At 60.4% G+C, this 25,546-nt stretch carries 22 protein-coding genes; 9 read left to right on the top strand and 13 right to left on the bottom strand.

All coding sequences use genetic code 11. The annotated features are described in order from the left end of the window. The 3 genes from CCGE525_RS31050 to CCGE525_RS31060 form a co-directional block, all read right to left on the bottom strand. Complete coding sequence (locus CCGE525_RS31050; RefSeq protein ID WP_120708038.1) at positions 1 to 2,271, bottom strand: FdhF/YdeP family oxidoreductase; 2,271 nt, start codon at positions 2,269 to 2,271, stop codon at positions 1 to 3. A gap of 140 nt (positions 2,272 to 2,411) precedes the next feature. Continuing rightward, positions 2,412 to 3,365 (bottom strand): lytic transglycosylase domain-containing protein, encoded by a 954-nt coding sequence (locus CCGE525_RS31055; RefSeq protein WP_120708039.1) that lies wholly within the window; start codon positions 3,363 to 3,365, stop codon positions 2,412 to 2,414. 130 nt (positions 3,366 to 3,495) lie between these two features. Continuing rightward, positions 3,496 to 4,176, bottom strand: a complete 681-nt coding sequence (locus tag CCGE525_RS31060; protein WP_120708040.1) for a GntR family transcriptional regulator — start codon at positions 4,174 to 4,176, stop codon at positions 3,496 to 3,498. 337 nt (positions 4,177 to 4,513) lie between these two features. Between CCGE525_RS31060 and CCGE525_RS31065 the strand changes: the two genes are divergently transcribed. The 8 genes from CCGE525_RS31065 to atzF are packed head-to-tail and all read left to right on the top strand — an operon-like array spanning position 4,514 to position 12,803. Next, complete coding sequence (locus tag CCGE525_RS31065) at positions 4,514 to 5,641, top strand: BMP family ABC transporter substrate-binding protein (RefSeq protein ID WP_120708041.1); 1,128 nt, start codon at positions 4,514 to 4,516, stop codon at positions 5,639 to 5,641. Between the two features lie 19 nt (positions 5,642 to 5,660). Next, the gene (locus CCGE525_RS31070; protein WP_120708042.1) at positions 5,661 to 6,788 is read left to right on the top strand and encodes an ABC transporter permease; all 1,128 of its coding nucleotides are present in this window, start codon (positions 5,661 to 5,663) and stop codon (positions 6,786 to 6,788) included. Further along, positions 6,788 to 7,714 (top strand): ABC transporter permease, encoded by a 927-nt coding sequence (locus tag CCGE525_RS31075; protein ID WP_120708726.1) that lies wholly within the window; start codon positions 6,788 to 6,790, stop codon positions 7,712 to 7,714. The genes CCGE525_RS31070 and CCGE525_RS31075 overlap by 1 nt, the downstream gene beginning before the upstream one ends. A gap of 12 nt (positions 7,715 to 7,726) precedes the next feature. Then, positions 7,727 to 8,440, top strand: a complete 714-nt coding sequence (gene biuH / locus CCGE525_RS31080; protein WP_120708043.1) for a biuret amidohydrolase — start codon at positions 7,727 to 7,729, stop codon at positions 8,438 to 8,440. Then, complete coding sequence (locus CCGE525_RS31085) at positions 8,437 to 9,987, top strand: ABC transporter ATP-binding protein (RefSeq protein ID WP_120708044.1); 1,551 nt, start codon at positions 8,437 to 8,439, stop codon at positions 9,985 to 9,987. Before biuH ends, CCGE525_RS31085 begins: the two co-directional genes overlap by 4 nt. Next, positions 9,987 to 10,658 carry a cysteine hydrolase family protein gene (locus tag CCGE525_RS31090; protein WP_120708045.1) on the top strand — a complete coding sequence of 224 codons (672 nt, stop codon included), beginning with the start codon at positions 9,987 to 9,989 and terminating at the stop codon, positions 10,656 to 10,658. Before CCGE525_RS31085 ends, CCGE525_RS31090 begins: the two co-directional genes overlap by 1 nt. Further along, positions 10,651 to 11,004, top strand: coding sequence for a cupin domain-containing protein (locus CCGE525_RS31095; protein WP_120708046.1), 354 nt, complete (start codon positions 10,651 to 10,653; stop codon positions 11,002 to 11,004). Before CCGE525_RS31090 ends, CCGE525_RS31095 begins: the two co-directional genes overlap by 8 nt. Further along, positions 11,001 to 12,803: an allophanate hydrolase gene (atzF, locus tag CCGE525_RS31100; protein WP_120708047.1), complete on the top strand. Its 1,803-nt coding sequence runs from the start codon at positions 11,001 to 11,003 to the stop codon at positions 12,801 to 12,803. The genes CCGE525_RS31095 and atzF overlap by 4 nt, the downstream gene beginning before the upstream one ends. 22 nt (positions 12,804 to 12,825) lie before the next feature. Here atzF and CCGE525_RS31105 read toward each other — a convergent pair whose 3' ends face one another. From CCGE525_RS31105 to murA, 10 genes are all read right to left on the bottom strand, one after another. Continuing rightward, entirely contained in the window at positions 12,826 to 13,467 is a 642-nt protein-coding gene (locus tag CCGE525_RS31105; RefSeq protein WP_245472215.1) for a flavin reductase family protein, read from the bottom strand. Positions 13,468 to 13,529: 62 nt separating this feature from the next. After that, positions 13,530 to 14,645: an anhydro-N-acetylmuramic acid kinase gene (locus CCGE525_RS31110; protein WP_120708048.1), complete on the bottom strand. Its 1,116-nt coding sequence runs from the start codon at positions 14,643 to 14,645 to the stop codon at positions 13,530 to 13,532. Between the two features lie 10 nt (positions 14,646 to 14,655). Beyond that, positions 14,656 to 15,675: a serine hydrolase domain-containing protein gene (locus CCGE525_RS31115; protein WP_120708049.1), complete on the bottom strand. Its 1,020-nt coding sequence runs from the start codon at positions 15,673 to 15,675 to the stop codon at positions 14,656 to 14,658. A 24-nt stretch (positions 15,676 to 15,699) separates the two neighbouring features. Further along, entirely contained in the window at positions 15,700 to 17,442 is a 1,743-nt protein-coding gene (locus tag CCGE525_RS31120) for an ABC transporter ATP-binding protein (RefSeq protein ID WP_120708050.1), read from the bottom strand. Further along, on the bottom strand, positions 17,439 to 18,278 hold the full coding sequence (locus tag CCGE525_RS31125; protein ID WP_120708051.1) for an ABC transporter permease: 840 nt from the start codon (positions 18,276 to 18,278) through the stop codon (positions 17,439 to 17,441). Before CCGE525_RS31125 ends, CCGE525_RS31120 begins: the two co-directional genes overlap by 4 nt. Continuing rightward, the gene (locus CCGE525_RS31130; protein WP_120708052.1) at positions 18,278 to 19,237 is read right to left on the bottom strand and encodes an ABC transporter permease; all 960 of its coding nucleotides are present in this window, start codon (positions 19,235 to 19,237) and stop codon (positions 18,278 to 18,280) included. The genes CCGE525_RS31125 and CCGE525_RS31130 overlap by 1 nt, the downstream gene beginning before the upstream one ends. 27 nt (positions 19,238 to 19,264) lie before the next feature. After that, positions 19,265 to 20,785 (bottom strand): ABC transporter substrate-binding protein, encoded by a 1,521-nt coding sequence (locus CCGE525_RS31135; RefSeq protein ID WP_120708053.1) that lies wholly within the window; start codon positions 20,783 to 20,785, stop codon positions 19,265 to 19,267. Positions 20,786 to 20,869: 84 nt separating this feature from the next. Next, the gene (gene murQ, locus CCGE525_RS31140) at positions 20,870 to 21,793 is read right to left on the bottom strand and encodes an N-acetylmuramic acid 6-phosphate etherase (protein ID WP_120708054.1); all 924 of its coding nucleotides are present in this window, start codon (positions 21,791 to 21,793) and stop codon (positions 20,870 to 20,872) included. 270 nt (positions 21,794 to 22,063) lie between these two features. After that, positions 22,064 to 22,954, bottom strand: coding sequence for a glucosamine kinase nucleotide-binding domain-containing protein (locus tag CCGE525_RS31145; protein ID WP_120708055.1), 891 nt, complete (start codon positions 22,952 to 22,954; stop codon positions 22,064 to 22,066). Then, on the bottom strand, positions 22,951 to 24,207 hold the full coding sequence (gene murA, locus CCGE525_RS31150; protein WP_120708056.1) for a UDP-N-acetylglucosamine 1-carboxyvinyltransferase: 1,257 nt from the start codon (positions 24,205 to 24,207) through the stop codon (positions 22,951 to 22,953). The genes CCGE525_RS31145 and murA overlap by 4 nt, the downstream gene beginning before the upstream one ends. Before the next feature lie 240 nt (positions 24,208 to 24,447). On the opposite strand from murA, the gene CCGE525_RS31155 reads away from it, so the two are divergent. After that, positions 24,448 to 25,308 (top strand): MurR/RpiR family transcriptional regulator, encoded by an 861-nt coding sequence (locus CCGE525_RS31155; protein ID WP_120708057.1) that lies wholly within the window; start codon positions 24,448 to 24,450, stop codon positions 25,306 to 25,308. The last annotated feature ends 238 nt before the right edge of the window (positions 25,309 to 25,546 follow it).

The following is a 25,546-nucleotide window of genomic DNA, read 5'->3' on the forward strand; positions in this document are numbered from 1 at the left end:
CTACGCCGCTTTGCTGACACGCACCGGAACCGACTTGTAGGACGGCGTGCCGCTTTCCTTGTCCTGGTAGTCGATCGGGATCAGGCAGTTCGCTTCCGGATAGTAGGCGGCAACCGAACCCGGCGCGATATCGTAGGAAATCGCCGTCAACTTCAATAGACGTCTGGCGCCGGAAGGCAGGGCCGTTTCGATCTCCACGAGATCGCCATGTTCCAGGCCCTTCGCAGCCAGGTCGCCGTCATTCATGAACAATACGTCGCGCCGGCCGAAAACGCCGCGATAGCGATCGTCGAGACCATAGATTGTCGTGTTGTATTGATCGTGGCTGCGGATCGTCGCGAGCTTGAGGATACCAGCGTCGGCAAACACAATATCCTCGTTAAGCCCTTGGAACAGCAGGAATTCGGCCTTGGCAGAAGGGGTCTTCCAAACACGCTCGGTTGGGCCAAGGGGCAGGCGGAAACCGCCCGGTACGCGGATGCGCTCATTGTAGCGCGCAAAATCCGGGAAGACGATTTCGATTTTGTCGCGGATGCGATCGTAGTCGGCGATCAGGTCCATCCAGGCGACCTTGCTGCCGGGCAATGTCGCCTGCGCCATACCGGCAACGATCGCCGGTTCGGAGCGCAGATGTTCGGACGCCGGTTTCAGCTTGCCGCGCGAGGCATGCACCATCGACATCGAGTCTTCGATTGTCACCGATTGCGGTCCGGAGGACTGAATATCCTGCTCAGTGCGTCCAAGCACTGGCAGAATGATGGATTCCTTGCCGATCAGCAGTTGCGAACGGTTGAGCTTGGTATTCATATGAACGGCGAGATCGAGCTTGCGCATGCTTTCGGCGCAGAGTTCTGGATCCGGCAACGCGATCGAAAAATTGCCGCCAAGGCAGATGAGCACTTTCGACCGCCCCTCCGCCATCGCCTGCATTGCCGCAACTGCATCGTGGCCATGGTGCTCAGGCGATTTGAAGCCGAACGCGCGCTCGATGCCGGCAAACATCGCGGGATTCGGCCTCTCGCTGATCCCGACCGTGCGATTGCCCTGCACGTTGGAATGGCCGCGCAGCGGGCAGATGCCGGCACCTGGCTTGCCGAAATTGCCGCGCAGCAGCAACAGATTGGCGATCTGCTGCACATTGGCGGTGCCCTTGGCGTGTTGGGTGATGCCCATGCCATAGGTAACGATCGTGGCGTTCGATTTGACATAGGCCGCGGCAACCCGTTCCAGGTCCGCACGCGCAAGGCCGGAGGCCCTTTCGATATCGGCCCAAGCCGTTTGCTTGAGATCGGCGGCGAAGGCGTCGAAGCCGTTGGTGTGTTCGGCGATGAAGGCACGGTCGAGCACGTCTTCGGACGTTTCAGCCAACTCCAACACCGCCTTCATAATGCCCTTCAGCGCAGCCGCATCACCGCCGATCCTGACCTGATAATAGGAAGAGGCAATCCGCGTCGAGCCGAACGTGCCCATCTCGATTGGGTTCTGTGGATCGGCGAAGCGCTCGAGTGCCCGCTCCTTCAATGGATTGAAGACAATGATCGGCACACCGCGCCGCGAGCATTCATGCAGCGTGCCCATCATGCGCGGATGGTTGGTGCCGGGATTGTGACCCATGGCGATGATCAGCTCGCAGCGGTCGAAATCCTCCAGCGATACCGTGCCCTTGCCGATGCCGATCGACTGCGGCAGGCCGACGCTGGTCGCCTCATGACACATGTTGGAGCAGTCGGGGAAATTGTTGGTGCCGTATTCGCGCGCAAAAATCTGGAACAGAAAAGCGGCCTCATTGGAGGCACGGCCGGACGTGTAGAACTCCGCCATGTCCGGGTTGGGCAGGCTGCGCATGATCTCGCCGATGCGGGCAAAGGCTGCATCCCATTCGATCGGCCGATAGGCATCGGTCGTGCGGTCATAGACCATCGGATGGGTCAGCCGACCTTCATTTTCCAGCTCGTAATCGTTCCATTGCAATAGCTCGGTCACGGTATACTTGGCGAAGAAGTCGGGCGTCACACGCTTGTTCGTCGCTTCCCAGGTGACGGCTTTTGCGCCGTTTTCGCAGAACTGGAAGGTCGATGTATGCTCCTTGTCGGGCCAGGCGCAGCCGGGGCAATCGAAACCGTCGGGCTTGTTGGTGCGCAGAAGAAGCAATGGCGCTTCGGTGACATCCATCTGCTTACGCACGGCCCTGGCAGTCGCCCTCAATGCGCCCCAGCCACCGGCGGGATTGCTGTAGGCACGAATTCCCGGAACTTCACGCTTCTGCGCCATCACACGCTCCTTTGGTTGCCCTCCCGAGACCCCCTCGATGAAACTAGCCGATTGGCGAATATTTTCCATAGATTGGGGAGTAACGGGCATGGATTCATTGTGCGCTGTATCAAGCGGCTGATCCCGACGGAACCAAACGCTCAATTCTTAAACACAAGACAAGCTCCGCCTTTCTCGCGGACTTGAGTGCAAACCGCGTCCGCCTCGGCGCGTGTCTGCCGGCCGATGCGCGCGGCATATCGGATGCGGAAACCGAAATCGCCGTTACGCTGGCGCACGATGAGCGGTTTTTCTTCATTCAGGGGTGATGGAAGCCTACCGACTTCCTCGGAGAAAAGACTGCGGACGGTATCGAGCTGGAAATGTTCCGCAAGTTGAGCACCCCAGGGCGCCCAGGGACGCTCCTGCTCCAGAGCGACCTGCTGCTTCAGCCTGCGGCTGCCGGCGAGCGCCATGCACGCCTGCGTGAAAGGTTTGCCCTTGTCGAGTTCCGGCGCGATGGTATCAGGCGGGTCATCCTTCCATTGCTCAACCGTGTGCGCCGTAATGGCAATCACGTAGCTGCGCGTCTCAAAGGGGAGATTGCCGGAGTTGAGAAAATTAGCGAGGCCGTTTTCGCCGGCATTATAGGCCGCTGCAGCCAAGCCGAGATTGCCGAAACGGTTGCGCAACTCGTCCAGATATACTGCCGCCTTGCCCAATGCCTCCAGCAAGTCGTAGCTGTCCTGAACGCCGCGCAATCTCGCCGTTCCCGGCATGAATTGCGCAATGCCTCGCGCACCCTTGGGACTGACGGCATCGGGGCGAAACGTGCTCTCGCGCCAGATGAGCCTGGCAAGATAATCCGGTGGCAGATGATTGGCGCGAGCGAAATAGTCGATCGCGTCGCAGAGATCGCGATTGTAACTTTCCTTGCGGATGCAAAGTGTTTTGCCGGTATCGGTTATCAAAGGTCCGGAAATGCAAGCAGGTGGCGCAACGCTCCATTCAGGCTGAGCCTTTGCGGTACAAACGGCCAAAACCACAAAGCCGAATGCAATGACGAAATTTATGGCCTTTCCGACAAGGCTGGGCCGATGCTGGTTGCCTGCCATCCGTGCGAAACCCGTTGGAAACCGTCAAATCGCTAGAGTGCCGCTCTTGATAGCATCGATAAGCGATAACGAAAACCATGAAGGCTGTGAAAGGCTTCCTTGATCAGTGATCGGAGCGTCCGGAGCGGCCTCAGTTGCCCGCGTTAGGCGCAGCGAAAATGATGCTGGCATCACTGACAATGGCAACATGCGAATAGGCGGCCCGGCTTGCGGCTTGGGCATCGGCCTGCAGAATGGCGGTGACGATAACGTCGTGTTCATCAAAGGATTTGGAAAGCCGGCCCGGAAGCCGGAACTGCGCACGCCGAAACGGCGCAAGCCTGGCCCTGGTTTGCGTCACCAGTTCCAAAATATGGTCGTTGTGAGCGCCGCGATAGAGCTGAGTGTGAAACTCGATGTTGTAAGCGGCATAATCCTCTTCGGCGCGTGCATGCACGAGCCGGGCGGAAGCACGGTGCTCGAGCTCGAGGGTGCGACGCTCGTCGACGGTCATCCGTTCTGCGGATAGGCGTGCACAGATGGCTTCGAGTTCCGCCATCGCTTCGAACATCGAATGCAGATAGGCACCGGTGACATTCGTAACGACGGCGCTGCGGTTCGGTTCGCGGCCGACAAGGCCCATCGCGCCAAGCTCACGCAACGCCTCGCGCACCGGCGTCCGCGATACGTCGAAACGGCTCGCCAGCGATATTTCGTCAAGCTTCGCCCCCGGCAGGAGCACGCCAGTCACGATCATATCGGCAATTGCCCGCACCATCTGTTCGACGGTCGTTCCGGCTCTGACGATTTCTCTGCGCTTCACCTGCTTCACTGGGATGACTGCCTCGATTTATTGCATACAGATGTAGCGCTAGAACCGCAAAGTCAATTCTCGATTTAAATTATTGTTTTGAAATGATGTTTAGCACGTGGAAGACTTCCTAAGATGGCATTTGAAAAATAAATCCTGTATTTTCGATCAAAAAAAGAGCACTGCTCATTTTTGAAGCTCAGTTACTAGCGTAATCTGCATACACTTTTCGCAGGCCATTTTAATCGAAGAATTTTAATACCAAATATCAATAGGTTAAAATCTGGCACGGTGATTGCATACACTTTTTCGTAACTCTTTTTTTTACGAACCGGCTTCCGCCGCAAGGAGCAATAACATGACCAGACTCCTTTCCATGAACCGCCGCAATTTTCTCCAGGCATCGGCAGCAGGCGCACTCGCTACCGTCGCGCCGGGCCTTCTCTCCTCCCGCGCCTATGCTGAGACCGCGCTCACCGTCGGCTTCATCTATGTCGGACCGAAGGATGACTACGGCTACAATCAGTCACACGCCGAAGGTGCCGCCGTCGTCAAGGCGATATCCGGTGTCACTGTCGTCGAGGAGGAAAACGTCCCCGAGACCGTCGATGTGCAGAAGACGATGGAATCGATGATCAATCTCGATGGCGCCACGCTGGTTTTCCCGACATCCTTCGGCTATTTCGATCCGCACATGCTGGCCATGGCCGCCAAATATCCCGACATCCAGTTCCGCCATTGTGGTGGTCTCTGGCAGGCGGGAAAGCATCCGGCGAATACCGGCTCCTATTTCGGTTACATTTTCCAGGGTCAATACCTGAACGGCGTCACAGCCGGCTATGCAACCAAGAGCAAGAAGATCGGCTTCGTTGCCGCCAAGCCGATCCCGCAGGTTCTGCAGAACATCAATGCCTTCCTGCTCGGCGCCCGATCCGTCGATCCGGCCATCACCTGCCAGGTGATCTTTACCGGCGAATGGTCGCTGGCCGTCAAGGAGGCCGAAGCCACCAACGCGCTGATCGACCAGGGCGCCGACGTCGTCACCTGCCATGTCGACAGCCCGAAGGTGGTTGTCGAGACCGCCGCGGGCCGTGGTGCCTTCATCTGCGGCTATCATGCCAACCAGAGCCCGCTTGCCCCGGCGAAATATCTGACCGGGGCCGAATGGGCCTGGGGCAATGTCTATTCGGGCTTCGTGAAGAAGACCCAGGCCGGCGAAAAGCCTGGAAACTTCGTCCGAGGCGGTCTGAAGGATGGCTTTGTCAAGATGAGCCCGCTCGGCCCTGGTGTTTCCGACGAATCCCGCAAGAAATTCGAGGCGACGCTTGCCGAGATGATGGCGGGTAAATTCTCGGTCTTCAAAGGCCCGATCAAAGACAACAAGGGCAATGTCGTCATCACGGTCGACAAGAGCTTCGCCGAGGATGCCATCGAACTCGAGAGCATGAATTATCTGGTCGAAGGTGTCGTCGGCTCCACGGCCTGATCATCGAGGGAGAAGCGTCATGACGGTCGAAGTCAACGATCCCGCATTATCCATCGGTACGCAAAGACGGGCGTTGCGCCCGGCCCTCGAATGGCTGGCGCGAAGGGCTGAGCCGGTCGTGATCACACTTGGCGCAATCCTCGCCGGATTGGCGCTTTTCTCCCTCTTCATCCTGGCGGTCGGCAAATCGCCGGCCGACCTTTATCGCTTCATGTATACCGGCGGCTTCGGTAGCTGGTTTTCGATCCAGAACAGCCTGAGCCGCGCTTCTCCTCTGCTGCTCACCTCGCTCTGCGTTGCGTTACCCGCGAGGCTCGGTCTCGTGATCATCGGCGGCGAGGGTGCTGTCGTGCTTGGCGGCGTTGCGGCGGCGGCGATCGCGCTGCCGATTGTCGGTCTCTTGCCGCCGATCATCGTCCTCATGCTGATGGCGCTTGCGGCCATGGTGATCGGCGGCATCTGGATCGGCCTTGCCGGATTCCTGCGTCACTATCGCGGCGTCAACGAAACCATCTCCTCGCTGCTGCTCGCCTATATCGCCATCGCCTTGATGAACCAGTTCGTCGAGGGGCTGCTGCGCGATCCGGCAAGCCTCAACAAGCCATCCACCAAGCCGCTGCCACATGACTATATGCTCGGCAACATCCCAGGCATCGACGTGCACTGGGGCCTCGTCATCGGTATCGTCGCCTGCATCGCGTCCTGGATATTGATCGAGGTAACAAGTTACGGCTTTGCCGCCCGCATCGCCGGCGGCAACGTCCGCGCCGCGCAAATCCAGGGCCTGCCCGTCGGCCGGTTGATTGCCGGCTTTACGGCGATTGCCGGCAGCTTCGCCGGTCTTGCCGGCATGATCGAGGTCGCCGCCGTCCAGGGCAGCGCCAATGCCTCACTTGCCGCAGGCTATGGTTACACCGGCATTCTCGTTGCCTTCCTTGCCCGCCACAATCCGCTGGCAATCATCCCGGTCGCCATTCTTCTTGGTGGCATCGACGCCTCCGGCGGCCTGATCCAGCGCCGCATGGGCCTGCCCGACGCGACTGTTCTAGTCCTGCAGGGCACGCTCTTCATCGTCATTCTCTTCTGCGAAACCTTTTACGGCCGTTTCAAGATCTTCAATCCCGACCTCTGGAAAAGGAGCGCATGATGGACGATACCGCAATCGGTCTCTGGGGCGTGCCCCTCGCCATCTTCGCCGGCGCAATCCGTGTTTCGACGCCCTTCATCTTCGTCAGCCTCGGCGAAACGATCACCGAGCGCTCCGGCCGCATCAATCTTGGCCTTGAAGGCACGCTCGTCTTCGGCGCCATGACCGCCTATGCGGTTGCCGTCATGAGCGGCTCCCCATGGCTCGGCGTCATTGCAGCGATGGCGACCGGCGCAATCTTTGGCGCGGTACACGGCTGGATCTGCAAATGGCCGAAGGTCAACGACATTGCCATCGGCATCGCCATGATGCAGTTCGGCCTGGGCCTGGCCTTCTTCCTCGGCAAATCCTTCATTCAGCCGGTCGCGCCGCACCTGCCGGCAATCCCCTTCGGATTTTGGTCGGGCCTGGCACCGGTGCAGGCGGCGCTAAACATCAACATCCTCTTCATCCTCGGTGCGGCGCTCGCCGTCGTCCTCTGGTGGGCCTTCAAAAATACGAGAGTCGGTCTCACGCTACGCGTCGTTGGCGACAGCACCGATGCGGCACGTGCCATGGGCATCAATCCGGATCGCATCCGGCTGCTTTCGACGGCTGTCGGCGGCTCGCTGGCGGCAATCGGCGGCGCCTATCTGTCGCTCTACTATCCCGGCTCCTGGAATGAACGCATCTCCTCCGGCCAGGGTCTGATGGCGGTGGCGCTGGTAATCTTCGCCCGCTGGAATCCGATCGGCTGCTTCGTCGCCGCACTTCTCTTCGGCGGCGCCGGCGCGCTTGGCCCTGCGCTGCAATCCGTCGGAGTGACCCAGGGCTATTACCTCTTCTACGCCGCCCCTTACGTGCTCACGCTCGTCATCATGATCATCACTTCATCGCCCACGCGCTCGCTCGCCGGCGCGCCAGGCGCACTCTCGCTCACCAAATAGAAGAGATCAGCCATGAACAGTCTCGCAACCGCAGCCATCGGCCAGAAACTGACTTATGTCGACGCCGATCCCTATGCTTGGCCCTACAATGGTGCGCTGAGGCCGGATAACACAGCCCTCATCATCATCGACATGCAGACGGATTTCTGTGGCCCCGGCGGCTACGTCGATCACATGGGCTATGATCTGTCGCTGGTCCGCGCGCCGATCGAACCTATCAAGACGGTGCTCGCCGCCATGCGCGCCAAAGGCTATCACATCATCCATACCCGCGAGGGGCATCGGCCTGACCTTGCCGACCTGCCCGCCAACAAGCGCTGGCGTTCGCAGCGCATCAATGCCGGCATCGGCGATCCCGGTCCCTGCGGCCGTATCCTCGTCCGAGGCGAGCCGGGCTGGGACATCATCGACGAGTTGAAGCCGATGGACGGCGAGACGATCATCGACAAGCCCGGCAAGGGCTCCTTCTGCGCCACCGATCTGGAACTGATCCTCAACCAGAAGCGCATCGAGAATATCATTCTCACCGGCATCACCACCGACGTCTGCGTCCACACCACCATGCGCGAGGCGAATGACCGCGGCTTCGAATGCCTGCTTCTGGAAGACTGCTGCGGAGCGACCGACCATGGCAATCACCTCGCTGCCATCAAGATGGTGAAGATGCAGGGCGGCGTCTTCGGTTCCGTGTCCAATTCCGCAACCTTGGTGAGCCAACTGCCATGAACATCGTCCGTGACACGCCCCTCCCCCAGGCCGGCAAGGCCGTCGGCATCGAAACCCTCGATATGACCATGTGTTTCGGCGGCTTCACGGCGCTGGACCACGTATCCGTGAGCATTCCTGCCGGCACCTTTCACGCTCTGCTCGGCGAAAACGGCGCAGGGAAATCGACGCTCGTCAAATGCATCATGGGCTTCTATCATCAGACCTCGGGCTCCCTGTCGGTGGATGGCCGCGAAGTAGTGGTCGCCTCACCCAAAGATGCGGCCGCGTATGGCCTTGGCATGGTCTACCAGCATTTCACGCTGGTGCCGTCGTTGACGGGTGCCGAAAACCTTGTCATCAGCCGTGCCGAATTGCCGGCCGTCATCAACTGGGCGAGAGAACGCAAGGCGCTTACCGCCTTCATGGAGCGGATGCCCTTCAAGATCCCGCTCGATAGCCCAGTGAGCGAACTTGCCGCCGGCGAAAAGCAGAAGCTCGAAATCGTCAAGCAGCTTTATCTCGGCCGCACCTTCCTCGTGCTCGACGAACCGACCTCAGTGCTGACGCCGGCGGAGGCCGACGAGATGCTCGGCCTGATACGTGGGATGACCGAACGCGGCGAGCTGACCGTTCTGATGATCTCGCACAAATTCCATGAAGTGACGAAATTCGCCGATGCGGTCTCCATCCTCCGCCGCGGCAAGCTTGTCGGCGGCGGCAAGGTCGGCGAACTTTCGACGGCGGACATGGCGGCTATGATGATCGGCGACGTCAAACTCGCTGAACTCGACACACGCGTCCCCGTCACCGATACGGCGAAACCGGTGCTGCATGTCGAGCAGGTCAAGGCCCCGGATCGTTCCGGCCTGAAGACCATCGAGATCGACAAGCTGACGGTGCATTCCGGAGAGATCGTCGGCATTGCCGGCATTTCCGGCAATGGCCAGAAGGAACTGACTGAAATTCTCGCAGGCCAGCGGCCGACCGAAAGGGGGTCGGTCAGCGTCAACGGCGAGATCTATGGCGCAACGCGGCCCGAAACACGCAGGAACAATGTCCGCTTCATTCCGGAAGAGCCATTGCAGAACGCCTGCGCACCGCGGATGACCGTCAGCGAAAATCTCGCCTTCCGCACCTTCGACCTGAAGGAAAACGGCGGTGATGCGATCTGGCTGAACAAGGGGAAGATGAAGAACCGCGCGACGTCGCTGATTTCAGACTTCAAGGTCAAGACCGCCTCATCCTCCTCGCCGATCGCAGCACTTTCCGGCGGCAATGTCCAGCGCGCTGTCTTGGCACGTGAGCTGACGGGAGAGGTCGATCTGCTGATCGTCTCCAACCCCTGTTTCGGCCTCGATTTTTCCGCCGTCGCCGAAATCCGCGCCCGCATCATGCGCGCTCGCAATGCCGGCGCGGCGGTATTACTGCTGTCGGAGGACCTCGATGAGCTTCTCGAAATGTCCGATCGCATCATGGTGATCTCCGAAGGCAAGCTCGTCTACGAAACCCAGGCGCGCGCCGCCGATATATCCGTGATCGGCGCGCATATGGCGGGGCATCACTGATGGCAGCGGAGATCAAGGCTCAACCTTTCGCCTTCCCGCTGCAACGTGACGCTGTGGCGCTGATCGTCATCGATATGCAGCGCGATTTCGCCGAGCCCGGCGGCTTCGGCGCCAGCCTCGGCAACGATGTCAGCCGCATCACGAAGATCGTCCCCGACGTCCAACGGCTAATCGCGGGTTTCCGCCGTGCGGGCCTGCCGGTCATCCACACGATGGAATGCCACAAGTCCGATCTTTCCGACCTGCCACCTGCCAAGCGCGACCGCGGCAATCCTTCACTCAGGATCGGCGACGTCGGACCGATGGGCCGTATTCTCATTGCCGGAGAGCCGGGCACGGCCATCCTACCCGAACTGGCGCCCATCGATGGCGAGATCGTCATCGAAAAGCCTGGCAAAGGCGCCTTCTACGCCACCGAACTCGGCGATATCCTGAAGATCAAAGGCATCAGGCAGCTCGTTTTCGCCGGCGTCACCACGGAGGTTTGCGTCCAGACCACGATGCGCGAGGCAAACGACCGCGGCTATGAATGCCTGCTCGCGGAGGAGGCGACCGAAAGCTATTTCCCCGAGTTCAAAGCAGCGGCCATCGCGATGATCCGAGCACAGGGCGCGATTGTCGGCTGGACGGCGCGCGTTGAGGACATTCTGGAGACCATCAATCATGCCTGAAACGACGCGCGAACTGCTGACAACAGGCGGCTGGAAAGAGCTAACCTTCAGCCCATTCCGGGATGAGGTCACCATCCACTGGATCAAGCCCTTCGAAGGCGACCAACCGGGCGTCGCTCTGCTGAAATACGAGGCCGGCGCCTCGGTGCCCCGCCACCGGCATGAGGGGCTGGAGACCATTCTCGTGCTCGAAGGTGTACAATCGGATGAGGCCGGCGACTACGCCAAGGGCTGTTACATCGTCAATGCCGCCGGGACCGAGCATTCGGTCTGGAGCGATACAGGCTGCGTCGTCCTGATCCAATGGGATCGGCCAGTCAGAATATTGGAAGAGGAAAAAGCGTGACCAGCAGCCCGGCCTTCGACATTTCATCCTTGCATGTTTTCTATGAAAGCGGCGGTACCGTTGCGGCCGTCATCGAAGCGGCTTTCACGCGTATTGCCGAGGTCGACGATCCCGGCATCTTCCTGCATCTCGCCGACAAAAGCAGCTTGCTGCAACAGGCGGCCGCGCTCGGGCCTTTTGATCCCCGAGCAAAGCCGCTCTGGGGCATCCCCTTTGCGGTCAAGGACAATATCGATGTCGCGGGCATGCCAACGACCGCCGCCTGCCCGGATTTCGCCTATATGCCCGAGGCCGATGCCACTGTGGTGCGTCTGCTGAAGGAGGCCGGCGCACTCGTCATCGGCAAGACCAACCTCGATCAATTCGCAACCGGCCTGGTCGGCGTCCGCACGCTCCATCCGGCACCCCGCAATGCCATGGACCCCGATTTGGTACCCGGCGGCTCAAGCTCGGGCTCGGCCGTCGCGACGGCGCAGGGCATCGTCAGTTTTGCACTTGGCACCGATACCGCCGGCTCCGGGCGCGTCCCGGCCGGCCTCAACAATATCGTCGGCCTCAAGCCCAGCCTCGGCGCGTTATCGACGACCGGCGTCCTTCCCGCCTGCCGCACGCTGGATTGCGTTTCGATCTTCGCGTTGACGGTCGATGACGCCTGGCGGCTGTTTGAGGCCGCCGCGCGCCACGATGCGACGGACGCCTATTCGAAAACCATTCCGGCCGACGGTTTCGGACAAACACCGAATGTCCTGACCATCGGCGTCCCGACGAAAGCCGACCGACTGTTCTTCGGCGACGCCGTCATGGAAGCAGCCTATGACGCCGCCTTGCAGATGCTGACAAAACTCGGTCATCGGCTGGTGGAAGTGTCGTTTGGCGATTTCTACAAGGTGGCAAACCTGCTTTATGAAGGCGCCTGGGTGGCGGAACGTTATGCGGCAGTGAAGGATTTCTTCGACGCCAAGGAGGCAAGCTTCCATCCCGTGACGCGCAAGATCTATGGCGGCGCCAAGCAGCTTTCGGCGGCGGATGCCTTCAACGGCCTCTACGCGCTGCAAGCCTTGAAACAGAAGGTCGCGCCGCTGGTCGCATCGGTCGATCTTTTCTGCGTACCGACCGCGCCGACCCATTATACTCGTGCCGATGTCGAGGCCGAACCGATCCGCGAGAACTCGCGTCTCGGCACTTACACCAACTTCGTCAATCTGCTCGACATGTGCGGCATTGCCGTGCCGACGGGAATACGAGGTGACGGCCGTCCGGCAAGTGTCACCCTGCTAGCGCCGTCCGGACACGACGGGCTGACGGCATCGCTCGCGCGGGATATTCACAAGGCCAGCGGACTGATGCTCGGTGCCACCGGCTGGCATCAGCCGCAGCGGGACGAACCTCCTGCCGTTGATGACGCAGGCATGATCGAGGTCGTGGTGGTCGGCGCCCATCTTTCCGGCATGCCGCTCAACCCGCAGCTACACGCCCTAGATGGCCGTCTCGTGCGGGAAGCGCAGACATCGGCCTGCTACCGGCTATATGCATTGGCGGGGCAGGTTCCCGCCAAACCAGGGCTCATCCGTGTCGACGAGGAGGCTGGCGGTCAGATCGATGTCGAGGTCTGGCAATTGGCACCAGCCGCCTTCGGCCAATTCGTCGCCTCCGTCCCCTCGCCGCTCTGCATCGGTACGATCTCGCTGTCCGACGGCACCTCGGCCAAGGGATTTCTCGTAGAGGCGACCGCCATCGCCGATGCGACCGACATCACGCATTATGGCGGCTGGCGCAGCTATGTCGCGGCAATGGCATAGAGTCAGGACCTGTTGGAGCATGCTACGCCCGGAAAGTTTTCCCGAGTTCGGTGTCGGACAAGTCGTAGTAGTGACGAAAATTATAGACCAGCGGAGACCATTTGTTCGGATCGATATGATCGCTATCGTCTTTCAAAAACTCTTCGGACGCATGGACGCGCAAGATCTCGACAACCGCAACGAGGCCGCCTCCAAGTTCCGCCAGCCTTTTTCCGCCCATTTCGTGAAGTGACAAGACGCGGGCTTCCATTTGAACCGGGCATTCCGCGGCTCGCACAGGGCGCACCGACTCGCTGTCACGCCTGGAAAATCCTGCTGCTGCAAATTTGTCCTTCTCTGTTCTGAATTGTTTGGACTTCAATTCGGGTACGGGGTCTTTGCCGGTCAGCGGTGCGAGCTTTTCGACCATCTGCCACATTGAGGGAGACGGAAGGTTTACGACACACTCCGCGTGCCGCGCGAGGTTCTCTGAGAGCTTGGCGTCATTCAACAGGCCAAGCGACATCGTCCAGCCAAGCGCCCAAAACGATGAGATCGGAGACAAATTCGTCGAGTTATCCTCATTCAAGCTGCTGATGAGTGCGACAGGGGTTCCGAAATACAAAATCTTTGGTTCAACGGTTCTCACTTCATCCTCCTGAACAGGATGCGTCCACATCACCATAAGCGATTTTCGCTCGGCAATGGTTCGATTATGATCGAAGTATGATTTCCGCCGAAGCCGACCTATTCGGCAAGGCGTCCGCCGCACATCGGGATCGGTACCCCCGTCGTGCCCGGGAAGCTGATCGGCAGGCCCCGCAATACGCGCACGGCCAAAAATGCGAAGCATTCTGCCTCGACGGCGTCGCCACGCCAGCCGAGCGTTTCCGCCGAGATCGGCTCGACGCCGGCACGGGTCTTGAGCATCGACATGATCGTCGGATTGTGACGGCCGCCACCGCTGACCACCAACTTTTTTGGACGATGGGGCAACAGGTCCAGTGCCTTGCCAACAGCTGATGCGGTGAAAGCGGAGAGCGTCGCAGCGCCATCCTTAAGGCCCAGCCCATCGGCCATCGAGGCGCCGAAGTCGAAACGATCCAGCGATTTCGGATAGGGGGCGCTGAGATACGGGTGCTCCAGCAGCTTCGCAAGTCTTTCCTCATCCACTGTGCCAGCCCGGCCCAGCGCCCCGTCCCTATCCATCTCACCAGCGCCATGAGATCTAACGAAATCATTGAGCGGCGCATTGGCCGGCCCGGTGTCGAAGGCGACGAAATTGCCCTCGCCATCCGACCAGGTGATATTGGCGACGCCGCCGAGATTGAGGATGGCGGTGTCGGCGGCGGCACCAGCGCGGCGCAACAGTGCGGTGTGATAGGCGGCCGCCAGGGGCGCACCCTGACCGCCCGCACGCACATCAGCGGAACGGAAATCATAGGCGACCTTGGTGCCAAGGATGGAACGCATCAATTCGCCGTCGCCGAGCTGACGGGTGTCCCCGCGACGATCCTTCTGCGGCGCGCGATGCAGCACGGTCTGGCCATGGAAGCCGACCACGCCGATATCGGCCATGGTCAGGCCATAGCTTTCGACGAGCTCCTTGACTGCGGCCGACTGGGCGCGCGTCAAAGCCTCCTCGGCACGTTTGAAGATTTCCGGCTCCGGCCCGTTAAAATTCCAGGCGCGAGCCTGCGCCAACGTCTCTTCCAGCAATGTCCTGATCCAATCCGGATAGGGCGCCAGCACATAGGGACCGAACTCTTCGATCCGCTCACCATCCGTCTTGAGCAGAGCGACATCGATATTGCCGTCGAGAACGGTTCCGGTCATCAGACCGACGGCCCAGATTGGTTCCATGATCAAGCTCCTAAGCTCTATTGACGAAATCGCCGACAGTCTGGCGAAGCGGCACGATGCCGCTGTCGAAATGGCGGGTCGGGTGAATGCGGTTAGTCAGCAGGGTCCAGGCCCTGCCTCGATCGAAATCTATCCAGAGGCCGGTGCCGGTGAAACCGGTATGGCCGATCGTGTCCGGTGAACATAACCCACCGCCGGACCAGCCGTCATAGGGCCGTTCCCATCCATGGGTGCGTGTCGCGGACAACGGCGTACGCATCAATGCAATGGAGCGCTCGGGCGCGCCAGAGCCGGCGAGCAAACCCATCGCAAAATCGAGGATCGAGTCTGCCGTTCCAAACAGGCCGGCATGACCGGCGCCCTTTAGGGCGGAGCAATTGTCATCATGGACTTCGCCCGAGAGAACGCGGTGACGCCAGGTGCAATCCTCCGTCGCGGCGGCTTGATCGGATGCGGCGGAGAAGGCGAATCCCGGGCCGGCATCCATGTCACGGATCATCTGTCCAGTTAGGCGCTCCAGCGCAAAGCCGAGCAAAATGAAGTTGATGTCGGAATAGACCGGCGGACCGGCCCGCCACTCCCGCTGCAAAACAAAGGCGCGTAACAGATCGGGATCGCGGCCGTAGGTATAAAGCGGCTCGACGGCGGGAAACGGCGTTTGATGACCGAGACACTGGCGAAAGGTCACCCGCCGCTCCCAGGCAGCCGCATCATATTGGCGCAGATCCGGCAGCACCGAAATCAACGGCGCATCGAGATCGATCGTACCGGCTTCGGCCAAAGCCAGGATGCGCGGCGTGGTGAAGATGACTTTGGTGAGGGAGGCCAGATCGAACCATGTATCTGTGAGCATCGGCCGCGTCAGCGGGATCTTCTGTGCCGAACCGACCGCATGGACCATGCGGTTGCCTTCGACATCAATGATTCCGAGCACGCCGCCGGGAATGCGCCCGGCCGCAACGGCAGCCTCAACCGGTTCAAACGCCCGATCGAAACGCCGCGCGAATTCCGTATTCCCCGTTGTCGTCATGCGCCCCTCCCGGCCGCGTTTCTCTCAAGCTTCCGCCTGGGCCATATGATCCGGAGCGAACCGGCGCCATTCAGGTGCAGTCGGCTCGAAACCGAGCGGGCGTACCAGCGAAGGGACCTGGCGCGTGTCCACCACGAAATTCTCGCGCCGTCGATCGACCGTCGGCACCGCGGAGATCAGCCGCTTGGTATAGGAATGCTTCGGCCGCGACAGCACCGACATGGCATCGCCGATCTCGACGATCTGGCCCGCATAGATCACTGCGATCCTATGGGCAATCCGCTCGACAACGGCCATGTCGTGCGAGATGAAAAGATAGGCAAGCCGGTACTCGCGCTGCAATTCGATCAGCAGGTCCAGGACTTGCGCTTGAACGGAGACGTCCAACGCCGAGACAGCCTCGTCCAGTACTAGAACCGAAGGGTTCAACATCAGCGCCCGCGCGATGCACAGTCTCTGGCGTTGACCGCCCGAAAACTCATGCGGATAGCGTTCAAGGCTGTTTTCGGGCAGGCCGACGCGTTTCAGCAACATGGCCATTCTGTTGCGCGTCTCCCCCGATGCACGGCCTCCGGCGGCGATGATGGGTTCGGCCAGGATGCTATCGACCCGAAGTCGTGGGTTGAGCGAGGCATAGGGATTCTGAAACACCATCTGCACGGCACTCGTGCGATCTGCCGCCTTTCCGGTTTTCGCCGTGAACGTGCCGCGCGTCGACTTGACCAATCCAAGGATTGCCCGCGCCGTGGTGGATTTGCCTGAGCCGCTTTCGCCGACGATCGCCAGCGTCTCGCCGGCCAACAGATCGAAACCGACGCCTTCGACCGCATGCACCTCGCCGGTCGGACGGTGAAAGAAGCTGCCCGACACCGGAAAGCGAACGGTCAGCCCATCGACCTCCAGCGCTGGTGCGGCTTTCGCGCTGTCGTCACGGCTAAAATCGGATCGCGCCGCGCGGCCGGCCGAAAAGTGGGGAACGGAATGGAGAAGATGCTGCGTATAAGGATGGCTGGGACTATCGAGGATCTGGTTGAGCTCGCCCTGTTCGACTGCCCGGCCGGCCTGCATCACCATGACATTGTCGGCGATGCCTGCAACAAGACCGATATCGTGGGTGATGAAGATCATCGACATACCGGTCTCGCGCTTCAGCTCGGCAAGAAGCGCCATGATCTGCGCCTGCACCGTCACATCGAGCGCCGTGGTCGGCTCGTCGGCGATCAGCAGGCGCGGATTGCAGGCGAGCGCGGTCGCGATCATCACACGCTGCAGCATGCCGCCGGAGAGCTGGTTCGGGCAATATTTTAGCCGCCGTGCGGCATCCGGGATGCGGACGCGATCCAGCGCATCCTTTGCAGCGGCGGTGGCCTGGCGGCCGGTCAAGCCGCGATGCAGACGGAATGACTCTTCGATCTGCGTGCCGATGGTCAGCACCGGATTGAGCGAGGTCATCGGTTCCTGGAAGATCATGCCGATCTCGGCGCCACGGATTTTCGTCAATTCCGCTTCGGTCGCCGTCGTCAGGTCGAGAACGCTGTTGTCGGTCCGCTTCAGCTTTATCGAGCCGCCGATGATGCGGCCGCCGCCGAAATCAACGAGGCGGTTGATCGACAGCGCGGTCACCGATTTCCCCGAACCGCTCTCGCCGACGATCGCTAGCGTCTCGCCGGCAGCGAGATCGAAGTTGACACCGTGGACGACCCTGTTGGCTTCCGGATTGCGGCCAAAGCCCACTTGCAGATCGGAAACGGAAAGCAGAGGGCTCACGGACTGGACCTCCGCATTTTCGGATCGAGAATATCACGCAGGGCATCGCCGAGCAGATTGAAGCCGAGGATGCTGATCATGATGGTGAGGCCCGGGAAAATCAGCAGCCAAGGTGCCGTCTCCATCAGATTGCGGCTGTCGCTCAGCATCAGTCCGAGCGAAGAGGCCGGCGGCTGCGTACCGAGGCCGAGGAAACTCAAGCCGGCTTCGGTCAGGAGCGACCATGCGAGCGCCAGCGTGATCTGGACGGTCAGCGGCGCGACGAGGTTCAGCAGCAGATGCCGCGTCAGGATATAAGGTTTGCTGCTGCCGAAGGTGCGGGCCGCATCGACGAAATCGCGCGATTTCAGCGATAGCGCCGGCCCGCGCACGACGCGGGTAAAGATCGGCGTATAGACGATGGCGATGGCGGCAACGCTGGTCCATGTGCCGGGACCGATGATGGCGATGATCAACAGCGCGAGAAGGATGGCCGGGAATGCCAGCAGCACGTCCATCGTACGCATGATCAGCCCGTCCCAACGCTTGCCGAACCAGGCGGCCGTCAATCCGAGCATCGTGCCGATAAGGCTTGCGAGCGCGACGGAGAGGAAGGCGACGATGAAGGATTCGCCAATGCCGCTCATGAGCCGGCTCATCACGTCACGTCCGAGCAGATCGGTGCCCATCCAAAATGCGGAACTTGGCGCATGAAGGCGGTTCAGCGGGCTCCGCATCACCGGATCGTGCGGCGTCAGCCCCAGCGTGCCCAGAATGGCGAGAATGACATAGGCACCCACGATCAGGCCACCGATGCGGCCGCTCGTATGCCCGAAAATAGCCCTTCCAATGCGCATCAACCCTCTCCCAGACGAACGCGCGGATCGACGGCGACATAGGCAAGGTCGACGAGAAGATTGACGATCATGAAATTGAAAGCGATGAACAGGACGCAGCCCTGGACGAGTGCATAGTCGCGCTGCTGGATCGCATCCAGCACCAACCGTCCAAGACCGGGCAGCGCATAGATCTGCTCGACCAGCACGGCTCCGCCGAGAAGATAGCCGAACTCCACACCGCTCAGCGTCACCACAGGAATGAGCGCGTTGGGCAGCGCATGACGCCAGATGACGCCGCGGGACGGCACGCCGCGGCTGCGGGCGGTGCGGACATAGTCATCGCTCAGAACGTCGAGCATTGCCGAGCGCACGACGCGCGTGACTGAGGCGGCAAAGGCAAAGCCGAGCGTCAGCGCCGGCAGGATCATCTGGCCGAGATTGCCGAGCGGATCCTGGAGGAACGGTGTGAACGCGCCCATGGCCGGCAGGACACCGAAGCCTGCCGAAAGCGCATAGATGATGAGAAGGCCGAGAACGAAATTCGGGGTGGACTGCCCGATCATGGCGACGATGCGCACCGCAAGATCGGACAGTTTTTCATTTCGTGTCGCGGCGAAGACGCCGGCAGGCAGGCCGATCAGCAGCGCGATAACCATGGAGAGCAGCGCAAGCTCGAGCGTCAACGGAAACCGCTCGAGGATGATGTCGAGCACCGGCTTGCCGTAGGTGACGGAAATGCCGAGATTGCCCTGCAGTACGCCGAACAGCCAATGCCAATACTGCACGAACCATGATTGGTCGATGCCGAAATAGACTGCCAGAGCCTGCCGCTGCTCAGGCGTCAGCAGGCCGGCATTGGTTCCCAGCATCGCCGTGATCGCGTCACCCGGCACAAGCCGGATGGCGACGAACACGAGCACGGACACCCCCAACATGATCAGTGGGAATGTCATCAGCCGGCGCGTCAAGTATCCCATGGAACGTCCTCTAGAACCCGGCATCCACTACTTGATGGATACCTTGCTGAGACCGAACAGAGAGCCCGTCGGTGTCGGCACGAAGCCCTGAACGTTCTTCTGCTCGGCCGTGTAGCCGTAGGACGTATAGAGCCAGATCCAGGGCGAGACTTCGGCCATGTGCTTTTCGAAGTCGGCGAAAATGACCTTGCGCTTCGCCGGATCGGTTTCGACACGGCCCTTCTGCATCTGGCCATCCAGCGTATCGTCGATATAGTTCGCGACCTTCTGCAGGTTGCCGGCCTTCGTCCAATAGCGATTATACATGGAATAGGGATCGGCGCTGCCGCCGTTGAGCGCGACCGCCATGTCGAAATTGCCCTTCAGCCAGGCATCGACATAGACGTTGAGTTCCATCACCTTGATATCGAGCTTGATGCCGATTTCGGCGAGTTGCGACTGGATGACCTGGGCTTCGGCAGTCGCGGTCGGTGGCTCGCCGGTGGCGGCGATCACGGTTGCGGTGAAGCCGTTGGCAAAGCCCGCGTCAGCCATCAGCTTCTTTGCCTTTTCGACATCGCGCTTGTAGCAGAAGAGCTGGCTTGGATCGGTCTGATAGAGAGGCATCGTCAACGGACCGGTCACCTTGCCTTCGCCGAGCGCTGCCGTATCCAGCACGTCCTGCCGATCGATCGCGCAGGAAATCGCTTGGCGCACCGCAAGCTGATCCATCGGCTTGCGCGACGGGTTCAGCTGCAGGACGTTGTAGGAGAGCACCGGCGTCCGGGTCAGTTGCAGCTTCGGCTCCTTAGGAACGAGCGTCGCCACCAGCGGGTCGTTCAGAAGCGCGAAATCGATCTGGCCTGTACGAAGCGATGCCAGAATTGCCGTTTCATCCGGAAGGACGCTCACGTCGATGCCATCGACGCCGACCGTGCCGCCGGCCCAAGCCTTGTTGGCGCTCAGGACTTCCTTGGAATTCGGAACCCAATTGTCGAGCTTGAAGGGACCGGAACCGATCGCCTTCGTGCCGATCGAACCGGCAGTGATTTCGCTCGCCGGAACAATGGCGGCGTTGAGGCTCGTCATCGACGTCAGGATCGGAACATCAGGCTGCGACAGATGGAAGACAACGGTTGTCGCATCAGGTGTATCGATGCTGGCGATCGACAGGAAATTGGCGCGTGCGGCGGCACCTGTCGCCTGATCGAGAATGCGCTGGAACGATGCCTTCACATCGGCCGAAGTGACGGCAGCGCCATTCTGGAACTTCGCATTCGGATTGAGCTTGAAGGTCAGCTCCTTGCCATCGGGCGAAAACTGCCAGCTCTCGGCGATGGCGGGCACGATCTGCAGATTGCTATCGAGCCGGACGAGCGGCTCATAGATCAATTCGAGCAAGCGGATCGAGGAAAAGGCGGTCTGCTTGTGCGGATCAAGCCCGGTCGCGTCCTGGGACCATGCCAGGCGCAACGTTGCCGCGTATGCCTCCGTCGAAACGGCTACCATGCTGAGACCCGCCGCGACTGCGACGCACGAAATCAGCTTCCTTCCATAATGCCTTTTCATTCTTTTCTCCCTCCGAGCGCTTTTTAACGCTTCCTCGGCCGATTTTGGCCACTTCATTAAAGCTGTCGCTGCCACAACTTCAGTTCATGCGGTCTTCGCGCTGATCGCCTTCCGCAGAAATCCACCAGCGTTTTGCAATGCCACGCGGGCTTCTTCAATGCCCATCCCGGTAATTTCCATGAGAATGGCGAGTTTCACATCATTGCCCGTCTGGTCGAGCACACGGCGTGCGTCTTCCTGCGTGCAGCCGGTCGCTTGCATGACGATCCTGGAGGCGCGGGCGACCAGCTTCTTGTTGCTCGCATGCACATCGACCATCAGGTTCTGATAGCTCTTGCCGATCCGGATCATGCTCGCGGTCGTCAGCATGTTGAGTATGAGTTTCTGCGCGGTACCGGACTTCAGCCGGGTCGATCCCGTCAGGATTTCGGGACCGACGACGGGCGAAATCGCGAGATCGGCAATGCCGGCAATGACAGAATTGGGGTTGCAGGACAGAGCGACGGTGACCGCGCCGACGCTCTTCGCATAGTTCAATCCACCGATGACGTAAGGTGTACGGCCGGAGACGGCAATACCGACGACAACGTCCGCAGCCGTCAGATTAATGTCCTGCAAGGCTTGCCGTCCCTGCTCCGGATCGTCCTCGGCGCCTTCGATCGAACGCCGCAGCGCATCCGGGCCACCGGCGATCAGGCCAATCACCATGTTTGGCGGCACGCTGAAAGTCGGCGGGCATTCGGATGCGTCAAGGACGCCAAGCCGGCCGCTGGTGCCGGCGCCCATGTAGATCAGGCGGCCACCTTTCTGGAAGGCCGCAACGATCTGGTTCACGACAGCGGCGATCGCTGGAATGACCTTCTCGACCGCGGCGGGGACGGTCTGATCCTCATAATTGATCTCACGCAGGATATCGAAGGTCGACAACAGATCGATGTGCATCGTGTTCGGATTGCGACCCTCGGAAACCAACTGCTCCAGTTCGGATATCAACCTTTGTTCGCTCATGTGCCTGCTCTCGAAATTATGCTTCGATACAATAAATCAGGGTTGGCAAGCTCGATCGATAACGATCGGGCAAGCCGCAGCAGCCTTAATTTTTCAACGCAACGGAAAGCTGTCATCAGCCCAAGCAGCCGGCCTTTACGGCTTCGTTCGCTGCTAATTTCCCTGTTTACCTTCCTTAACATTATGTCCATTTATTCCGTTCGTCAATCACAATAGGAATAAAATATTCCAAAATTGATGTATGAAATCGGTGATGGCAAAACCGCCCTTTCAGCGGCTGCAGACAGACTTCCTTGCGAGAATGATGGCGCCCGAGACGGCGTCCCCGTCGATGGGCTTGAGGCGGCGGCGAACGTCCGGTGCGAGCCATGGCTCGAGCGGGCTCGATAAGCCGCCAAGCAGGGACACGCGAGGCGCACCCTTATCGAAAAGCGTGCGGATCAGCGTATCAATATGCTCCGCCGCGCTCTGGACAATACGCCGCCCGGCAGCGTCACCCTGATCCGCATGGCGCATCACCATCGGCGCCAGCGCCGCGTAATCCGTGGCAGAGGCACGGTCCATCCAGGCGACCGCTTCCATCGGATCATTCTGAAACCGCTGCATGATTTCGGACAGCAAAGCCGTTTTCTCGTGGCGTCCGTCATTCGCGCGCAGCGCAAGCTGCACCGTTTTCAGTCCGAGATCCGCGCCGCTGCCCTCGTCGGAGATCGGAAAGCCATATCCGCCGACCCGCAAGTGGCGCCCTTCGACAAAACCCAGGCCGATCGATCCCGTCCCGGCAATGACGATCGCGCCGTCACGACCCGAATGGGCGCCGAGACAGGCGCCCTCGCCGTCGCTGACAAAGTCGATGCTGGCAAAAGGATGCTTTATGGCCCGCAATGCCTCAAGCGCGCCCTTCCGCCCGATGCCGGCAAGCCCAACGCCCGCATGAATCCGCTTGACTTCGGACGGGCTGAGGCTTGCCTCCTCAATGGCCGCTCCAAAGGCCCGCGCAATAGAAGCCCAGGCCTCGTCTATGCCGAGCCGCGTGGTTGCAGGGCCAGACAATCCCTGGCCCAACACTGTACCATCCGCATCCTCGATCCTGGCACGGCAGCCGGTGCCTCCGCCATCGATACCGAGAAAATAGCGTGCTCTGTCTGCTCCGCCGCTCATGATGTCAGCCGCTCAATATCTGCCCCACAGAGGCGGAGTTTGCGATCCAGTTGCTCATAGCCGCGGTCGAGGTGATAGACGCGGTTGACGATGGTTTCTCCCTTCGACACCAGTGCCGCGAGCACCAGCGAGACGGAGGCTCGCAGATCGGTCGCCATGACCTGCGCTCCTCTAAGAGGCGCGCCGCCGCGGACCAGGGCGCTGGTGCCTTGCAGCGTGATGTTGGCGCCGAGGCGCATCAATTCCGGCACATGCATAAAGCGGTTTTCAAACACCGTCTCGCGGATCAGTGAGGCGCCTTCGGCGCAGCAGGCGAGTGCCATGAACTGGGCTTGAAGGTCAGTCGGAAAGCCGGGATAGGGTTCGGTGGTGATATCGGCGCCTTTGAGCGGACCATCCCTCGAAACAACCAGGCCGCGGTCGCTCGGCCAGACGCTGACACCCATGGCTTCCAGCGCCTGCACGACGGAAGCCAGGTTCTCTAGCCGAGCGTGGATCAGTTCAAGCTGCCCGCCGGTGATGGCGGCTGCAACGGCATAGGTGCCGGCCTCGATCCGGTCGGATATGCCGTGATGCCGGGCAGGCTGCCAGTTCGTGCTGCCCTCGATCAGGATGCGGTGCGTACCGGCACCCTCGATTCGGGCGCCCATGGCGCCGAGACAGGCGGCGAGATCGGCCACCTCCGGCTCGCGCGCCGCGTTCAATATCTCCGTCTCGCCCTTGGCGGCGCATGCGGCCATCATCGCCGTCTCGGTCGCTCCTACGGATGGGGAACTCAGAACGATCCGCGCGCCCTTCAACCCGCCAGGGGCCGAAGCAACGATCAAACCATTTTCGATGGCGATGTCAGCCCCAAGCGTCGCCAACGCCTTGATGTGCATGTCGACCGGTCGGGCGCCGATCGCGCAGCCCCCGGGCAGGGAGACACGGGCATGGCCGAAACGTGCCAGCAGCGGTGCAAGCACCAGCACCGTCGCCCGCATACGCCTCACGGTGTCGTAGGAGGTTTCCTTCGAGACGATGGCGCTGGTATCGACGGTGGTGCCGTGCGCGGAACGGTTCACGACGGCTCCGTGAAGCGTGACGACGCCGAGCATGTTCTCGACATCGGTCACCGCCGGCAGATTCGTTAGTTCCAACGGATGGGGACTGAGCAGCGCCGCCGCGATCTGTGGCAAGGCGGCATTCTTGGCGCCGGAAATCGTCACAGCGCCCTGCAACCTGTTTCCGCCTGATATTCGCAATCTGTCCATGATATGAGACCCGTCAAGGAGAGGGGCGAAGGCGCAGAGTCCATTCCCTTGCTTCAGACTTAAGAGTATTCGCCCATTCCGCCCTGTCAATGTGAATTGGAATTTTTTATTCCATGCGTTCTTTGCTATAACGTCTGTGGCTGACGGGACGAAAGCGTGGTTGCCCGCTGACGGCCGGATGATATCTTGTGGCTTGATTGTGTCGACGCATGAACCGGCCTCCACGGCCTGAAGGGGCGGATGTCTATTTTAAAGAAAATCAGCGCAAAGCTCGAAGGCATGGCGCCGGCCGATCGTCAGATCGGGCAATTCATCGTCGAAAATCCGGACCAGATGCTGCGCCTGTCGTCGGCCGCCCTCGCCGCAGAGACGGGCCGCAGTCAATCGAGTGTCGTCAAATTCAGCCAGAAACTCGGCTATGCCGGCTACCAGGAGCTGAAGCTCGCCGTCAGCGAGGCCAAGGCTCAGGAATGGCAGGCCCCGGCGGGCATGATCCACGGGACGATCGAAGTGGACGACGGCTATCTGACCATCCTGCAGAAATTGCTCGGCAGCAAGCTGCAGGCGATGCAACAAACCATCGCCGTCAACAACGAACTGGATATCGACAAGGCGCTGAAGGCGCTTTACGAGGCCCGCCGCATTCATCTCGCCGGCGTTGGTGCCTCATCGCTGGTCGCCCGCGACTTTTCCTATAAGCTGATGAAGCTCGGGCGCAATGTGCTGCACGACAGCGACAGTCATGTGCAGATGGCCAATGCATCGACGCTCAGTGCCGACGACCTGCTGTTCGCCCTCTCCTATTCCGGCACCAGCATCGAAACGCTACGCATTGCGGAACTTGCCAGTCAGCGAAACGCCACCGTTATCGCCGTGACCGGCCTCCAGGACAATCCCCTTGCCCATGTCGCCGATATTCGCCTCTACACCGTCGGCGACGAAGACCGAGTCCGCTCCTCGGCCATCACAGCACGCGACGCACAATTGATGCTGACCGACCTGCTCTTCATCCTACTGGTGCAGCGGCAGCCCGACGCCAATGACTACGTCCATAACAGCGAAGCAGCCGTCTCGGTGCTGAAGGCCAAACAGTTGTCATAGAAGCCTGCCATACCGTTCGGGCGCATTGCTCAGGAATTACTATTTTTAAATTGTATTTTAATGTAGCGCAACCAAACCCTCAATTGCCGTGACATTCCCGCAACATTCTTGACTGTTGCGCTCAATGATTGTCATTTTACTGTATCTATCATTGTTGCAAAATCGAGAATCTGTATACTTCAGGGCGCGGTTAGGGACCGCTACCCGAAAGGGTTTACGAAACGGGACCGGGGTGGGG

The organism is Rhizobium jaguaris, from assembly GCF_003627755.1.
GTDB classification, from domain to species: domain Bacteria; phylum Pseudomonadota; class Alphaproteobacteria; order Rhizobiales; family Rhizobiaceae; genus Rhizobium; species Rhizobium jaguaris.

Bases quoted from the DNA above. Each gene is read 5' to 3' on its own strand.
- CCGE525_RS31050 (WP_120708038.1), bottom strand. From the start codon at position 2,271: ATGGCGCAGAAGCGTGAAGTTCCGGGAATTCGTGCCTACAGCAATCCC.
- CCGE525_RS31055 (WP_120708039.1), bottom strand. From the start codon at position 3,365: ATGGCAGGCAACCAGCATCGGCCCAGCCTTGTCGGAAAGGCCATAAAT.
- CCGE525_RS31065 (WP_120708041.1), top strand. From the start codon at position 4,514: ATGACCAGACTCCTTTCCATGAACCGCCGCAATTTTCTCCAGGCATCG.
- CCGE525_RS31070 (WP_120708042.1), top strand. From the start codon at position 5,661: ATGACGGTCGAAGTCAACGATCCCGCATTATCCATCGGTACGCAAAGA.
- CCGE525_RS31075 (WP_120708726.1), top strand. From the start codon at position 6,788: ATGGACGATACCGCAATCGGTCTCTGGGGCGTGCCCCTCGCCATCTTC.
- biuH (WP_120708043.1), top strand. From the start codon at position 7,727: ATGAACAGTCTCGCAACCGCAGCCATCGGCCAGAAACTGACTTATGTC.
- CCGE525_RS31085 (WP_120708044.1), top strand. From the start codon at position 8,437: ATGAACATCGTCCGTGACACGCCCCTCCCCCAGGCCGGCAAGGCCGTC.
- CCGE525_RS31090 (WP_120708045.1), top strand. From the start codon at position 9,987: ATGGCAGCGGAGATCAAGGCTCAACCTTTCGCCTTCCCGCTGCAACGT.
- CCGE525_RS31095 (WP_120708046.1), top strand. From the start codon at position 10,651: ATGCCTGAAACGACGCGCGAACTGCTGACAACAGGCGGCTGGAAAGAG.
- CCGE525_RS31105 (WP_245472215.1), bottom strand. From the start codon at position 13,467: ATGGTGATGTGGACGCATCCTGTTCAGGAGGATGAAGTGAGAACCGTT.
- CCGE525_RS31110 (WP_120708048.1), bottom strand. From the start codon at position 14,645: ATGGAACCAATCTGGGCCGTCGGTCTGATGACCGGAACCGTTCTCGAC.
- CCGE525_RS31115 (WP_120708049.1), bottom strand. From the start codon at position 15,675: ATGACGACAACGGGGAATACGGAATTCGCGCGGCGTTTCGATCGGGCG.
- CCGE525_RS31125 (WP_120708051.1), bottom strand. From the start codon at position 18,278: ATGCGCATTGGAAGGGCTATTTTCGGGCATACGAGCGGCCGCATCGGT.
- CCGE525_RS31130 (WP_120708052.1), bottom strand. From the start codon at position 19,237: ATGGGATACTTGACGCGCCGGCTGATGACATTCCCACTGATCATGTTG.
- CCGE525_RS31135 (WP_120708053.1), bottom strand. From the start codon at position 20,785: ATGAAAAGGCATTATGGAAGGAAGCTGATTTCGTGCGTCGCAGTCGCG.
- murQ (WP_120708054.1), bottom strand. From the start codon at position 21,793: ATGAGCGAACAAAGGTTGATATCCGAACTGGAGCAGTTGGTTTCCGAG.
- CCGE525_RS31145 (WP_120708055.1), bottom strand. From the start codon at position 22,954: ATGAGCGGCGGAGCAGACAGAGCACGCTATTTTCTCGGTATCGATGGC.
- murA (WP_120708056.1), bottom strand. From the start codon at position 24,207: ATGGACAGATTGCGAATATCAGGCGGAAACAGGTTGCAGGGCGCTGTG.
- CCGE525_RS31155 (WP_120708057.1), top strand. From the start codon at position 24,448: ATGTCTATTTTAAAGAAAATCAGCGCAAAGCTCGAAGGCATGGCGCCG.